General features: G+C 72.7%; 11 protein-coding genes. 7 read left to right on the top strand and 4 right to left on the bottom strand.

Annotated features, from left to right (window positions below; all coding sequences use genetic code 11):
• The gene (gene meaB, locus JT1_RS09085; protein ID WP_082807558.1) at positions 1–966 is read left to right on the top strand and encodes a methylmalonyl Co-A mutase-associated GTPase MeaB; all 966 of its coding nucleotides are present in this window, start codon (positions 1–3) and stop codon (positions 964–966) included.
• 6 nt (positions 967–972) lie between these two features.
• Here the strand turns inward: meaB and JT1_RS09080 are convergent, their stop codons facing one another.
• Positions 973–1,545: a hypothetical protein gene (locus JT1_RS09080; protein ID WP_068325251.1), complete on the bottom strand. Its 573-nt coding sequence runs from the start codon at positions 1,543–1,545 to the stop codon at positions 973–975.
• Between the two features lie 101 nt (positions 1,546–1,646).
• Between JT1_RS09080 and JT1_RS09075 the strand changes: the two genes are divergently transcribed.
• The 5 genes from JT1_RS09075 (at position 1,647) to JT1_RS09055 (ending at position 6,140) form a co-directional block, all read left to right on the top strand.
• Positions 1,647–3,104 carry a serine/threonine-protein kinase gene (locus tag JT1_RS09075; RefSeq protein ID WP_169701927.1) on the top strand — a complete coding sequence of 486 codons (1,458 nt, stop codon included), beginning with the start codon at positions 1,647–1,649 and terminating at the stop codon, positions 3,102–3,104.
• Between the two features lie 29 nt (positions 3,105–3,133).
• Positions 3,134–3,436 (top strand): thiamine-binding protein, encoded by a 303-nt coding sequence (locus tag JT1_RS09070; RefSeq protein ID WP_068325249.1) that lies wholly within the window; start codon positions 3,134–3,136, stop codon positions 3,434–3,436.
• A 106-nt stretch (positions 3,437–3,542) separates the two neighbouring features.
• Positions 3,543–4,181 carry a hypothetical protein gene (locus tag JT1_RS09065; RefSeq protein WP_068325248.1) on the top strand — a complete coding sequence of 213 codons (639 nt, stop codon included), beginning with the start codon at positions 3,543–3,545 and terminating at the stop codon, positions 4,179–4,181.
• Positions 4,178–5,158: a hypothetical protein gene (locus JT1_RS09060; RefSeq protein WP_068325247.1), complete on the top strand. Its 981-nt coding sequence runs from the start codon at positions 4,178–4,180 to the stop codon at positions 5,156–5,158. Before JT1_RS09065 ends, JT1_RS09060 begins: the two co-directional genes overlap by 4 nt.
• A 46-nt stretch (positions 5,159–5,204) precedes the next feature.
• The gene (locus tag JT1_RS09055; RefSeq protein WP_068325246.1) at positions 5,205–6,140 is read left to right on the top strand and encodes a tetratricopeptide repeat protein; all 936 of its coding nucleotides are present in this window, start codon (positions 5,205–5,207) and stop codon (positions 6,138–6,140) included.
• A gap of 115 nt (positions 6,141–6,255) precedes the next feature.
• On the opposite strand, the gene glgB is transcribed toward JT1_RS09055, so the two are convergent.
• From glgB to JT1_RS09040, 3 genes are read right to left on the bottom strand one after another with little or no spacing between them, the layout of a single operon-like run.
• The gene (gene glgB, locus JT1_RS09050; protein ID WP_068325245.1) at positions 6,256–8,463 is read right to left on the bottom strand and encodes a 1,4-alpha-glucan branching protein GlgB; all 2,208 of its coding nucleotides are present in this window, start codon (positions 8,461–8,463) and stop codon (positions 6,256–6,258) included.
• The gene (locus JT1_RS09045) at positions 8,460–9,875 is read right to left on the bottom strand and encodes a maltokinase N-terminal cap-like domain-containing protein (RefSeq protein ID WP_068325244.1); all 1,416 of its coding nucleotides are present in this window, start codon (positions 9,873–9,875) and stop codon (positions 8,460–8,462) included. The genes glgB and JT1_RS09045 overlap by 4 nt, the downstream gene beginning before the upstream one ends.
• Positions 9,875–11,923, bottom strand: coding sequence for an alpha-1,4-glucan--maltose-1-phosphate maltosyltransferase (locus JT1_RS09040; RefSeq protein ID WP_068325243.1), 2,049 nt, complete (start codon positions 11,921–11,923; stop codon positions 9,875–9,877). The genes JT1_RS09045 and JT1_RS09040 overlap by 1 nt, the downstream gene beginning before the upstream one ends.
• A gap of 73 nt (positions 11,924–11,996) precedes the next feature.
• Between JT1_RS09040 and glgP the strand changes: the two genes are divergently transcribed.
• Entirely contained in the window at positions 11,997–14,567 is a 2,571-nt protein-coding gene (gene glgP, locus JT1_RS09035; protein ID WP_068325519.1) for an alpha-glucan family phosphorylase, read from the top strand.
• Positions 14,568–14,573: the final 6 nt, after the last annotated feature.

The raw sequence follows: 14,573 nt of genomic DNA, 5'->3' as shown, positions 1-14,573 counted from the left end.
TTGAGCCGCAGCATCGACGTCCCCGTCCTGGTCGAGGAGGCCAGGGCGGGGACGACCCGCGCCGTCGGGCGGCTCATCTCGCTCGTCGACGACCAGCACCCCGCGCTGCCGGAGGCGATGGCGCTGCTCGCGCCGCACACGGGTCGGGCCCACGTCATCGGCCTGACCGGCGCCCCCGGCGTCGGCAAGTCCACGACGACCGACGCCCTCGTCCGCGCGCTGCGCGAGCAGGGCGCGCGGGTCGGCGTCCTCGCGATCGACCCCTCCTCGCCCTTCAGCGGCGGCGCGCTCCTGGGTGACCGCATCCGCATGAGCGCGTCCGCGAGCGACCCGGGCGTCTACATCCGTTCGCTCGCCAGCCGCGGCCACCTGGGCGGCCTGTCGGTCTCGACTCCCCAGGCCATCCGCGTGCTCGACGCCTCCGGGTTCGACGTCGTGCTCGTCGAGACCGTCGGCGTCGGTCAGTCCGAGGTCGAGATCGCCGGCGCCGCGGACACGACCCTCGTCCTCCTGGCGCCCGGCATGGGCGACGGGATACAGGCGGCCAAGGCGGGGATCCTCGAGGTGGGCGACGTCTTCGTCGTCAACAAGGCCGACCGCGAGGGTGCGGACGCGACCGTCCGCGACCTGCGGCACATGATCCAGCTCGGTGAGGGGACGCGGCCCGGGGGTTGGCGACGCCCGGTCGTCAAGGCCTCCGCGACCGACGGTACAGGCGTGGGCGACATCGTCACCGCGATCGGGGACCACCTCTCGTGGCTGGCCGCGAGCGGCACCCTGCGCCGGCGCCGCACCGGGCGCGCCCGTGCCGAGATCACCGCTCTCGCGCTGGCCCGGCTGCAGGCCCGCATGGGTGACCTCGGTTCCGGCGGCACGCTCGACGGGCTCGCCGAGCGGGTCGTCGACGGGGCCACGGACCCGCACGCGGCGGCCGACGAGCTGCTCGTCGGGCTCGGCGCGGACTGAGCCGGGTCAGAAACCCTCGCCCACGCGGATCTCGTCGTGGTCGTCGATGTCGAAGATCGCCGACACGCACGTGGGGGCGGCGTCGGTCGCGCCGGCGTCGAGGAAGTCGGTGTTGCAGGTGACGTCGTCGATGACGTTGCCGTCCTTCATGAAGTAGAAGGTCAGGAAGAACGAGTTGCTGCTGCCGCTGTCGTTGCGCACACTCAGGCCGGAGATGTCGTCGGTCGAGGTCAGCACCGACCAGCCGGGCTGGATGGCGGCACCGTCCACGGTGACCGAGGAGCCCTCGGAGACGGGCGTGGCGCCGGCCGCGTCGGCGTTCTTGGACGAGTTGGCCGAGGAGCTGTAGCTCGAGATCCCTTCGCTCGCCTCGTTGGCGACGAAGATGAAGAACCCGGCGACACCGCAGCAGCACAGGAGGATGACGCCGCCGATGATGCCGAGGATCCACCAGAGGGTGTTGTCCTTCTTGGGGGCGCTGCCGGGGGGCGGGTAGGCGCCCGGGGTGCCGTAGGCCGGGGCCTGGTACGGGTTCGGGTTGCCGGAGCCTCCGGGCGGTGGCGGCGCTGGGTAGGACACGGTGATTTCCCCCTGATACTTCGTGGCGTGCGACGCGGACGACGTCCGCGGCGGCAGTCTACGTGCCGGTAGCCGAGCCCGAGCACTACGCTGGCCCGGACATGACTGACGACACGACGCCCGAGCTGATCGGCGGCCGCTACGAGACCGTGCGACCCATCGGTCGCGGTGGGATGGGGACCGTCTGGCTCGCCCGCGACACCGTCCTCGGCCGCCAGGTCGCGGCCAAGCAGATCGGCGACTTCCCCGGGGAGAGCGAAGGGGAGACCCGCCGGGCTATGCGCGAGGCCCGGGCGGCGGCCGCGCTCAACCACCCCAACGTCGTCGCGGTCTACGACGTCACCGAGCACCACGGCACCCCGTGGCTCGTCATGGAGTACGTGGCCGGCCCGACGCTCGCCTCGGCCATCCGCGAGCGCGGTCCGATGACGCCGAAGGGGGCTGCCGACCTCGGCGCACAGCTCGCGGGAGCGCTCGCCGCGGCGCACCGTGCCGGCATCGTCCACCGCGACGTCAAGCCTGCCAACGTCCTCATCGGCGGCGGTCGACCCAAGCTGGGCGACTTCGGCATCGCCCGCTCCGGTGCCGACGACCAGCTGACCCAGACCGGTCTGGTGACCGGCACCCCGAGCTACATGGCCCCGGAGGTCGCCATCGGTGGCGACCACGGCCCTGCGGCCGACGTGTGGGCGCTCGGCGCGACGATCTACTTCGCGGTCGAGGGCACCGACGCCTACCCCTCGCAGGGCAACGCCCTGGCCACCCTGCGCAGCATCTCCTCGCAGCCGCCGCGGCGACCCGAGCGGGCAGGACCGCTGGAGCCGGTGCTCGCCGACATGCTCTCGCGCGACCCGGCGCGACGCGGGACGATGGACGAGGTGCTCCGTCGCCTCGAGAGCGTCGCCGCGGGCGGCTCGGGTGGCGCCTCCCGCGCGGGCGAGGCCTTCGCGCCCACGCCGACGCCCACGCCGACGCCGCCGCGACGCCGAGGCGGCTGGCCGTGGATCCTCCTCCTCGCCGGGCTGGCCGTGCTGCTCGCGGCCGGGATCGCCTGGGCCGCGTCGCGCGACGACGAGCCGACCACAGGGTCCTCGACGAGCTCGACGAGCACCTCGTCGAGCACCACCTCGACGGCCACGAGCAGCGAGCCCCAGCCGCCCGTGACGACCACGACGACGGCCACGGTGACCTCCAGCCCGAGCGAGACGTCGACGAGCAGCTCCACGTCGAGCTCCAGCTCGAGCTCGTCCTCGCGTGGCATGCAGGACATCACGCAGGCCGAGGCCACGACCTTCATCACCGACTACTTCTCGACGGTGACCAGCGACCGCGACGCCGCCTGGGCGATGCTCGCTCCCTCCCGGCAGAAGGACCGGGGCGGCTTCGACGGGTTCTGGTCGGGGATCGAGTCCGTCGACACCCAGGTGCTCTCCTTCGACACCAGGACCGACACCGTGACGGTGCGCCTCACCTACCACCCCAAGGACCGCGCGGAAGAGGTCGAGGAGCACGAGTACCGGCTGCGGCGCATCGACGGCGTCGTCCGGATGACCCAGTAACCCACCAGCTCCCGACCCCGGAGGTCCCCGTGCTGCTTGCGTTCTCCATCGCCCCGTCCTCCCCGGACGCCGACGGCTCCTACGCCGAGGCGGTCGCCGCCGCGCTGCGGGTCGTGCGCGACAGCGGGCTGCCGCACGACCTCGGCTCGATGTTCACGACGATCGAGGGGGAGTGGGACGAGGTCATGGCCGTCGTCAAGGCCTGCGTCGATGCCATGGAGCCCTTCGGCGACCGCGTCGGGCTGGTCATGAAGGCCGACATCCGGGCCGGTCGCACCGGCCAGATGAGCGCGAAGGTCGAGCGCGTGGCGGGCCTCCTCGCCGAGGACTGAGCCGTCCCGGCTCCGTGACCGATTTGTGACCTTCTGCAGGATTTGTCATGGTTGATCGTCCGCCCGAGCGGCAGACGTCCCCTGAACCCTGACCGAAAGCACCCACGTGAGCACGCTCATCCAGCGCGTCGCCGGCGTCGTCCTGGCACTCGCCGGCCTCGTCGCCGCGATTGTCGGGGGTTGGTTCCTCGCCAACCTCGGCACCTCCGGCACGGCCACCTTCACCGCCGACCCCGGCCAGCGGGTCGTCGTCCTCGACCCCGACGTGCTCAACCGCGTCGACCACCCCGTCGAGGTCACCGCCGCCGGCTCCGGCGAGCTGTGGGCCGGCACCGCCCGGCCCTCCGACGCCGAGGCCGTCCTGGGTGACGCCACGCGCGCCGAGGTCTCGGGCGTCGCGGTGTCGGACTGGGCGCTCACGAGCGCCGAGGTCGGGTCCACGGACCCCGTCGACCCCGCGGGCCTCGACGTGTGGCAGGAGTCCGGCACCGCGTCCGGCGAGATCAGCCGCACGATCGAGCAGTCGCAGGCGCCGCAGACCCTCGTGGTCGCCGCTGCCGACGGCGCCGAGATCGACTCCGTGACCATGACCGTCGAGGACAGCGGCTGGGGGACCATGGCCGTCGTCACCCTCGTCGTCGGTCTCGTCCTCCTCCTCGCCGGGGTGGCCCTGCTCGTCCGCAGCGGGCTCGTGGGGATGATCCGCCACCGGGCCGCGCGCCCCGACCGTGAGGAGGCCGCATGAGCCGGCGCACCACCCTCGTCGCTGCCCTCGTCGCGGCACCCCTGACCCTCGGCGGCTGCGGCCTGGGGGCCTCGATCGCCGGGATCCACGACGCCCCGGCCGAGCAGTCCTCGGGCGCGTCCGTGACCTCCACCACGGCACGGCAGGTGGCCGACCGCGTCGTCACCGAGGCCGTCGACGTCAGCCGCAAGAGCGGCAAGGCCGCTGAGACCGCGCGTGAGGAGGTCCTCTCCGGGCCGGCCCTGCGCGAGGTGCGGGCGGCCGTCGCCAGCAAGGACAGGACCACACGCACCTCGACGCAGGTCGAGGGGCTCAAGGTCCTCGCGGTGAGCCGCGGCGCCACGTGGCCGCGCGCCGTCCTGGCCACCTCGCGCTCGGGCGACGTGCAGTACCTGCACGTCCTCGTCGCCGAGCAGGCCGACCAGCCCTTCACCCTCTTCGCCGACGTGCCGATGGCCGCGGGTGCCAGCGTGCCCGCGCTCGCCCCGCTCGACGAGGGGACCAAGGTCACCGTCGCGGCGCCCGGCAAGGACGTCCGGGACGCGGCGACCGCCTGGGCGAAGGGTGTCGCCTTCCCTTCGTCGTCGACGAAAACACCCGAGGACGTCTCGGTGAGCGATGCCTTCTCCGCGGCCCTGCGCAAGAACGCCCGGGCGACGAAGGCCGACCTGGGTGACCTCGCGTACTACCGCCAGCGCCAGGCGGTCGCGGAGGGCGACGCGGTCTCCTTCGCGCTCGCCGACGGCGGGGCGATCACCTTCCTGCCGATGACGCGCACCGACACGATCACCGCGACGAAGAAGCTCAAGGAGCTCAAGCTCGAGCAGGCCGCCCTCAAGGACGTGCTCGACACCTCGACCGTCGAGCGCGCCCTGTCGATCAAGCACGCCGAGACCCTCGCGCTCGTCACGCCGGCCGAGGGCAAGGCCCGCGTCGTCGGCGCTAGCGACGTGCTCGAGTCGGCGAAGGGCTCCTGACCGGGGGGTCGACGCGCGGCCCCGGCCGTGGGAGACAATGGCTGGCATGAGCGACCCGACCCGAGCCCTGCGCGGCGCCGTCGACCTGTCCCGTCTCGCCGGATCGGCCCCCGGTGCCGGTCCGGGAGCTCCCGCAGCCCCCGCGGCCGGTGGCGCCGCTGGTGCACCTGCCGACGGTCTCCTCATCGAGGCGACCGACGCGACCTTCAACACCATCGTCGGTCGGACCTCGGTCGTCCCGGCCGTGGCCGTCGTGTGGTCCTCCGAGCACCCGCAGAGCCGTGTGCTGCTCGACGACGCGCTCGCGATCGCCAGCACCCTCGAGGGACGCGTACAGGTCGTCGGGATCGACGTGGCGACCAACCCCGGCATCATGCAGGCGGTCCAGCCGCCGGAGGTGCCGCTCGCGCTCGGTCTCGTGGCCGGCCAGCCGGTGCCGCTCTTCAGCGGGATCGTCGACCCGGAGCAGTTCCGTCAGGTGGTCGACCAGCTGCTCCAGGTGGCGGTGCAGCACGGCGTCACCGGGCGCGTCAGCGCGCAGCCCGCCGAGGCCGACACGCAGGACGACCTGCCGCCGCTGCACCAGGAGGCCTACGACGCGATCGAGCGCGACGACCTGGACGCCGCGGCCGCCGCCTACGAGCAGGCGATCGCCGCTGACCCCAAGGACACCGACGCGCAGCTCGGGCTCGCCCAGGTCGGCCTGATGAAGCGCACCCGCGGGGTGGACCTCCACGCCGCCCGGGCGGCCGCGGCCGGTGACCCGCACGACGTCGACGCCGCCCTCGTCGTCGCCGACCTCGACGTGCTCGGTGGTCATGTCGAGGACGCCTTCACGCGCCTGATCGACCTCGTCCGCGTCACCGCGGGGGAGGACCGCGACCGGGTCAAGGCCCACCTGCTGGACCTCTTCGCCGTCGTCGGCAACCAGGACGAGCGCGTCCGCAAGGGCCGTACGACGCTCATGAGTGCCCTCTTCTGACGCCTCTTCCTACGCTCCGAGACCCTGCATTCCCCTAGGGCAATGCAGGGTCTCGCGCTCCCGGGGCGTGCATTCCCCTAGGGCAATGCAACGTCCCGGGCGGTTCAGGAGGGCGTCAGGGGCGAGTCGGGGCCCCCGCAGGGGTGAGGTAGACCGCCGAGAGCGCGGCCACCCGCACCTCGAGCGACCACGGCTGGTCCTGCCAGGGTCGCTCCTGCGCCTCGATGACGACACCCGCCTGGCTCGGTGAGCCGGCGGCGTCGTAGCCCGAGGTGTCGAGACCGACCACCCAGCGACCCCCCTTCGGCACACCGATGCGAAGGGGGGCACGGTCGGACCCGCCGAAGTTCACGACCACGGCGACCACGTCGCCGGAGCCGTCCGCCTGCCCGAAGCGCAGGAAGGAGACGGTGTTGCCCTGGTTGTCGTCGGCGTCGAGCCAGCGGAACCCCGCCGGCTCCGCGTCGAGCGCCCACATCGCGGGGTGCTGCTCCGCGAAGGCGTTGAGCCCCCCGACGAGGTCGAGCAGCCGCCGGTGCGGCGCGTGCTCGAGCAGGTACCAGTCGAGCGACCGGCTCTCGGACCACTCGCTCGTCTGGCCGAACTCGGTGCCCATGAAGAGCAGCTGCTTGCCCGGGAAGGCCCACTGGTAGGCGTAGAAGGCGCGCAGGGTCGCGAACCGCTGGTCGTCCTCGCCCGGGATCTTGTAGGGCATCGACCCCTTGCCGTGCACGACCTCGTCGTGGCTGATCGGCAGCAGGTAGCTCTCGGCGTACGCGTACATCATCGCGAAGCTCAGCAGCTGGTGGTGGTGCTGCCGGTTGACCGGGTCCTCGCCCAGGTAGCGCAGGGCGTCGTTCATCCAGCCCATGTTCCACTTCAGCCCGAAGCCCAGACCGCCCTCGTGCGTCGGGGCCGTCACGCCCGGCCAGGCGGTCGACTCCTCGGCGACGGTGACGATGCCGGGGGAGCGGCGGTAGGCGGTGGCGTTGACCTCCTGGAGGAGGGCGACGGCCTCGAGGTTCTCCCGGCCACCGTGGTGGTTGGGGATCCACTCGCCGTCCCGGCGCGAGTAGTCGAGGTAGAGCATCGAGGCGACGCCGTCCACGCGCAGCCCGTCGACGTGGAACTCCTCGAGCCAGTACAGCGCGTTGGCCACGAGGAAGTTGCGCACCTCGGGTCGCCCGAAGTCGAACACGTAGCTGCCCCAGTCGGGCTGCCACCCGCGCCGCGGGTCCGGGTGCTCGTACAGCGGCAGCCCGTCGAAGCGCACGAGCGCCCACTCGTCGGTGGCGAAGTGCCCCGGCACCCAGTCGAGGATGACCCCGATGCCGGCCGCGTGCAGCTCGTCGACGAGGTGGCGCAGGTCGTCCGGGGAGCCGAAGCGCGAGTTGGGCGCGAAGTAGCTCGTCACGTGGTAGCCCCACGACGGCGGGTACGGGTGGTCCATGACCGGCATGAGCTCGACGTGCGTGAAGCCGTGCTCGCGCACGTACTCGACGAGCTCGTCGGCCAGGCCGCGCCACCCGAGGCCGGGGCGCCAGGACCCGGGGTGCACCTCGTAGATGCTCATCCGCTGGTCGTGCGGGTCGCGCTGGGCGCGCTCGGCCAGCCACGCGTCGTCGCGCCAGGTGTACGTCGAGCCGGTGACCACCGAGCCGGTCGCGGGGGCGGTCTCGGCGAGGCGGGCCATCGGGTCGGCCTTGTGCCGCAGCACGTCGTCGGCGCCGCGCACGGCGAACTTGTAGACGTCGCCGAGGTCCACCCCCGGGACGAAGAGCTCCCAGACGCCGGAGTCGCCGAGCAGCCTCATGGGCAGCAGCGACTCGTCCCAGCCGTTGAAGTCACCGATGACGTGCACGGCCTTGGCCCGCGGCGCCCACACGGCGAAGGAGACACCGGTGACCGTGCCCATCGGCCCGTCGTAGGAGCGCAGGTGCGCACCGAGCACGGTCCACAGCTGCTCGTGGCGACCCTCGCCGACGAGGTGCAGGTCGACCTCGCCGAGCGTCGGGGCGAAGCGGTACGGGTCGTCGCCGAGGTGCTCGACGCCGTCCTCCCACGTGGTGAGCACGCGGTAGTCCATCGTGCGGCTCGCATCGGTACGCACGCCGGAGAAGATCCCGTCCCGCTCGTGCTCGAGGTCGACCACGACGTCGTCCTCGAAGCGCACCCGCACGCGGGTGGCGAGCGGTCGCCGGACCCGCACGCGCAGGCCGGCGGCCTCGACGTGCTGGCCGAGGACGTCGTGGGGCTGGGCGCTGCGGCCGTTGGCCACGGCCCACAGGGCGCCCGGCAGGGCGGACTCGGGGACGGGTGTCATGACGGGACCTCCCGGACCAGTGCTTCGACGGCGGCCGTGGGCAGCGCGAGCCACCCCGGCCGATGGTGGGCCTCGTAGACGACCTCGTAGAGGGCCTTGTCGAGGACGTGGGCGGTGAGCAGCGCGCCGTGCGTGCGGGGATCGGTGCCGACCTCGGCGTAGCCGTCGAGGAAGGCGGTCTGCGCGGCCCGGCCCCACGGCCCGGCGTCGACGCCGGGGTGGGTCCGGGCGACGGTGCCGACGACGTAGTCGATGGAGCGCAGGACACCGGCGACATCGCGAAGGGGGGAGTCCACGTCGTTGCGCTCGGCCAGCGGCCGCAAGGGCTCACCCTCGAAGTCGATGAGCACCCACCCGCGGTCGGGGACGTCGAGCACCTGGCCCAGGTGCAGGTCGCCGTGGATGCGTTGCAGCGCGGGCCAGTCCGCCTCGAGCGCGCGATCGAGCACGTGCTCGACCGCTGCCTGGTGGGCAGCGAGCGCGGGCACCTCGCTCATGGCCCGCGCGGAGCGGCGGCGCATCGAGCCCACGTGCTGCTCGACGACGTCGCGGTCGGCGGGCACGCACGGCAGGGCCCGCGCGAGGTCCTCGTGGACGCGCGCCAGCACCCGGCCGAGCTCGCGGGCTCGCGGTGAGAAGTCCTCGCCCTCGGCGGCCTGCCGCAGCGCCACGCGCCACGCGTCGGTCGCGCCCTCGAGGTACTCCTGCGCGAAGACGACCTGGCCGAGGTCGCGCCCGCTGCCGTCGGGGCGCTGCCAGGCGCCGGCCACATGGCCCACGCTCGCCGGGACGAAGGGGGAGTGGCTCGCCGCGAGCGCGCCCTGCAGCGTGATGTCGGGGTTCTCGCCGGGGGAGAGGGTGCGGAAGACCTTGATGATCACCGGGGCGCCGGTGCCGGGCTCCGGGGTGACGATGATCGAGGTGTTGCTCTGCTCGCCGACGAGCACCCGGCTCGTCGCGACGACCGGGTCGTCCTGCCACGCCGGGTGCGGCGCCCCGACGACGTCGGGGTCGACGGTGTCGGAGACCGAGCCCGCCTGGGCGGCGACCTGGCCGCGGACGAGCCGGAGCAGCTGGGCGACGTACACCGGGTCGTGCGGTGCGTCGTAGACCCAGCGGTGGCCGAGGACCGAGTGCTCCATCTCGCCGACGAGGGCCGCCTCGGCACCCTCGAGCGGGGCACCGCGGTAGGTGAGGGGGACCTGGTAGACGACCGGCGTCGTGCCGGACTCGTCGAGGAAGGCGATCGTCTCGATGCCCACCTCGCCGGCCGGGTCGTCCAGGCGCCACGAGTCGAGCCGGGTGAGCCGGGGACGCCGCCCGGCGCCGACGTACCAGCGCTGGCCACCCATCCACGCGGTGACGAGCTCGACCTTGTCCGGGCGCAGCACCGCGTCGTGGATCGTCGCCATCAGCTGCTCACCACCGAGACGATGTGGACCGGCTCGGCCTCGGCGCCGACGCGCACGTAGTTCGCCTCGCCCCAGTGCCAGCGCTCGCCGGTCACGTGGTCCTCGACCTCGAAGCGGTCGGCCCAGTCCATGCCGAGCGCCGCCATGTCGAGGCGCAGCGTGGACTCGCGGGTCGAGTGCGGGTCGACGTTGGCCACGACGATGACGGTGTCGGTGCGACCGTCGGGCAGCGTGCGCGACTTGGAGAAGGCCAGCAGGTTCTCGTCGTCGACGTGGTGGAAGGTGAGGTTGCGCAGCAGCTGGAGGCCGGGGTGCTCGCGCCGCACCCGGTTGAGCATCGTCAGCCAGCCCGCGAGCGAGCCGCCGGACGCGGCGACCTCGTCCCAGCGACGGTCCTTGAACTCGTACTTCTCGTTGTCGATCTGCTCCTCGGCGCCCGGGCGGGCGACGTGCTCCATGAGCTCGTACCCGGCGTAGACGCCCCACGTCGGGACCATCGTCGCGGCGAGCGCGGCGCGCACCTTCCACGCGGCCGGTCCGCCGAACTGCAGGTACGGCGTGAGGATGTCGTGCGTCGTCGGCCAGAAGCTCGGGCGCATGTACGCCGCGGCCTCGCCGGCGACCTCGGTGCCGTACTCGACGAGCTCGGGCACCGTGTTGCGCCACGCGTAGTACGTGTAGCTCTGCTGGAACCCGACCTTGGCGAGCGTGTGCATCATCGCCGGCTTGGTGAAGGCCTCCGACAGCCAGATGACCTCGGGGTGCTCCCGCGCCACGTCCTGGATCAGCCACTGCCAGAACTCGACCGGCTTGGTGTGCGGGTTGTCGACGCGGAAGAGCGTCACCCCGTGGTCGATCCACACCTGCACGACCCGGCGCACCTCGGCGTAGACGCCGGCGGGGTCCCTGTCGAAGTTCACCGGGTAGATGTCCTGGTACTTCTTCGGCGGGTTCTCGGCGTAGGCGATCGTGCCGTCGGCCCGTGTGGTGAACCACTCGGGGTGCTCGGTGACCCACGGGTGGTCGGGCGAGCACTGCAGCGCGAGGTCGAGCGCGACCTCCAGCCCCAGCCTCCTCGCGTCGGCGACGAAGGCGTCGAAGTCGGCGAAGGTCCCGAGGTCGGGGTGGATCGCGTCGTGCCCACCGTCCGGGGAGCCGATGGCGTACGGCGAACCCGGGTCGTCGGGGCCGGCGCCGAGCGTGTTGTTGGGTCCCTTGCGTGCGGTCGTGCCGATCGGGTGGATCGGCGTCAGGTAGACGACGTCGAAGCCCATCTCGGCGATCGCGGGCAGGCGCTGCGCGGCGGTGCGCAGGGTCCCGGAGACCCACCGGCCGGTGTCCGGGTCGAGCCGGGCGCCCTCGCTGCGCGGGAAGATCTCGTACCAGGAGCCGAAGAGCGCCAGCTCGCGCTCGACGAGCAGCGACAGGTCGGTGCCGGGCGTCACGAGCTCGCGCAGGGGACGCGCGGCGAGCTCGGCGGCAGCGGACCCGGTCGTCACGAGGTGCAGGGCGGCGCTGGCGTGGTGACCGTCGAGGTCGCGCAGGATCGCGGCGGCGGAGCGAAGGGTGGAGCGCCCCCCTTCGTCCCTCGTCCGCTCCGCGGCGGCCCGGTCGAGGACGAGGGCACCCTCGGCGCGCATCAGGTCGGTGTCGATCGCGGCGGCGATCTTGATCGTCGCGTCGTGCACCCAGGTCCCCCACGGGTCCGACCAGCCCTCGACCCGGTAGGCCCACAGGCCCTCGCGGTCGGCGACCACCTCACCCTCCCAGATGCTCAGACCCGGGTTGGTGCACGTCATGGGCAGGTGGCGCTCGACGCCGTCCGGGTCGGTGAGGACGATCGTCGCGCCGACCGCGTCGTGGCCCTCGCGGAAGACCTCGGCGGAGACGGTGAAGGGCTCGCCGACGACGGACTTCGCCGGCCGGGCGCCGTGGTCGACGCACGGGCGCACGTCGCTCACGGGGATGCGGCCGAGCGGCTGCTGGGGTGGCGTCGAGGTGGGGACGCGGGTCGGGGCGGACGGGACGACGGTGAAGTCGGTGCTCACCTCGGCCACGTTACCCGCGAGGTCACCGCTCGGCAGTTGGCGTGCCGCCGCGATAACCCCCAAGATGGTCTGGGTGAAGGCCATCCGACGTTTCAGTGTCCGCACCGCCCTGCCCGAACCGATCTCCGCCCTAGGCGACCTCGCGATGAACCTGAGGTGGAGCTGGCACTCGCCCACCCGCCGGCTCTTCGCCGAGCTCGACCCGCAGCGGTGGACGGAGGTCAACCGCGACCCCGTCCGCCTCCTGTCCACCTACTCCTCGACCGAGCTCGAGGAGCTCGCCACCGACCGCGACCTCGTCGCGCGGGTGGCGGCCGCCAAGGCCGACCTCGACGAGTACCTCTCCTCGCGACGCTGGTACCAGGACGCGGGCGACGGGCTGCCGGCCTCCATCGCCTACTTCAGCCCCGAGTACGGCATCACCGAGGTGCTGCCGCAGTACTCCGGCGGTCTCGGGATCCTCGCCGGCGACCACCTCAAGGCGGCCTCGGACCTCGGGGTGCCGATCGTCGGCGTCGGCCTGTTCTACAAGACCGGTTACTTCAAGCAGAGCCTCAACCACGAGGGCTGGCAGCAGGAGACCTACCCGGTCCTGGACCCGCAGGGCCTGCCCCTGCACCTGCTGCGCGAGGAGGACGACACCCCCTGCGTCGTGACGGTCGCGATGCCCGGGGGCGGCTCCCTTCGCGCGCACGTGTGGCGGGCCCAGGTCGGCCGCGTGCCGCTGCTCCTCCTCGACTCCGACGTGCCCGGCAACGACGACTCGATGCGGGCGGTCACCGAGCGCCTCTACGGCGGTGGCGGCGAGCAGCGGCTGCAGCAGGAGATGCTCCTCGGCATCGGCGGCGTGCGCGCACTGCGCCTGTGGTCGCGGCTCACCGGGGCGCCCGAGCCCGAGGTCTTCCACACCAACGAGGGCCACGCCGGATTCCTGGGGATCGAGCGGATCAGCGAGTTCACCCAGTCCGCCGGCATGACCTTCGACGAGGCGACCGAGGCCTCCCGCGCCGGGACCGTGTTCACGACTCACACGCCCGTGCCCGCCGGCATCGACCGCTTCGGCACGGACCTGCTCGAGCGCTACTTCGGCGGGTCGCAGGAGCTGCCCGGCGTGCCGCTGGACAAGCTGCGCGAGCTCGGCGCCGAGACCTACGAGGGCGGTTCGCCCGACATGTTCAACATGGCCGTCATGGGGCTGCGGCTCGCCGTGCGCGCCAACGGCGTCTCCCAGCTGCACGGCCACGTCTCCCGCGAGATGTTTGACGGGCTGTGGCCGGGCTTCGACGACGACGAGGTGCCGATCACCTCGATCACCAACGGCGTCCACGCCCCCACCTGGGTCGACGACACCGTCTACGACATCGCCGCGCAGCACCTCGGCGGCCGCGACGTCGAGGCCTCCGACCGCTGGGACTCGATCCCGGCCGTGCCGGGCGCGGACATCTGGGCGGCCAAGGCGCAGATGCGCGCGCGGCTCGTCGAGGACGCCCGGGCACGCCTGCGCTCCAGCTGGGCCAAGCGCGGGGCGACCGACGCCGAGCTCGGCTGGACCGACGGCGTGCTCGACCCCGAGGTGCTGACGATCGGCTTCGCCCGACGGGTGCCGACCTACAAGCGCCTCACCCTCATGCTGCGCGACCCCGAGCGGCTCAAGGCGCTGCTGCTCCACCCCGAGCGGCCGATCCAGCTCGTCATCGCCGGCAAGTCGCACCCCGCCGACGAGACCGGCAAGCAGCTCATCCAGCAGATGGTGCACTTCGCCGACCAGCACGACGTGCGCCACCGCATCGTCTTCCTGCCCAACTACGACATCGCCATGGCCCGCACGCTGTACCCCGGCTGCGACGTCTGGCTCAACAACCCGCTGCGTCCCTTCGAGGCGTGCGGCACCTCGGGCATGAAGGCCGCCCTCAACGGCGGGCTCAACCTCTCCATCCTCGACGGGTGGTGGGACGAGTGGTTCGACGGCGAGAACGGCTGGGCCATCCCGACGGCCGACGGCGTGGCCGACGAGGGCCGTCGCGACGACATCGAGGCCGCGGCCCTCTACGACCTCATCGAGCACGAGGTCGCGCCGCGGTTCTACGACGTCGACGAGCAGGGCCTCCCGCAGCACTGGCTCTCGATGCTGCGGCACACGCTCACCACGCTCGGGCCCAAGGTCCTGGCCACCCGCATGGTGCGTGACTACACCGAGCAGCTCTACGCCCCGGCCGCCAGGCACAACGCGCGCGTCAACGCCGAGGACCACGCGGGGGCCAAGGCGCTCGCCGACTACAAGGCGCGCGTGCGGGCCGGCTGGCCCGCGGTCCGGGTCGACCACGTCGAGGGCTCCGGGGTCTCCGACAGCCCCCTCGTCGGCGAGCTGCTGAGCGTCGACGCCTACGTCGCGCTCGACGGCCTGGCCCCGCACGAGGTCGACGTCCAGGTGATCGCCGGCCGCGTCGCCCTCGGCACGGACGACCTCGTCGAGTGGGACGCGACCTCGCTCGACGTCGTCGAGTCCTACGAGGACGGCAAGGCCAAGTTCTCCGGCCGGGTCCCCATCGAGCGCACCGGCCAGTTCGGCTGGACCGTGCGCGTCCTGCCCCGGCACGAGCTCATCGCCTTCCCCGCCAGCATGGGGCTGGTGGCCAACGCCTGACCCCTC

This window comes from Janibacter terrae NBRC 107853, assembly GCF_001591405.1.
Classification (GTDB): domain Bacteria; phylum Actinomycetota; class Actinomycetes; order Actinomycetales; family Dermatophilaceae; genus Janibacter; species Janibacter terrae.
Note: the sequence above shows the minus strand (reverse complement) of the source record. Positions and strands in the feature narration are given on the sequence as shown.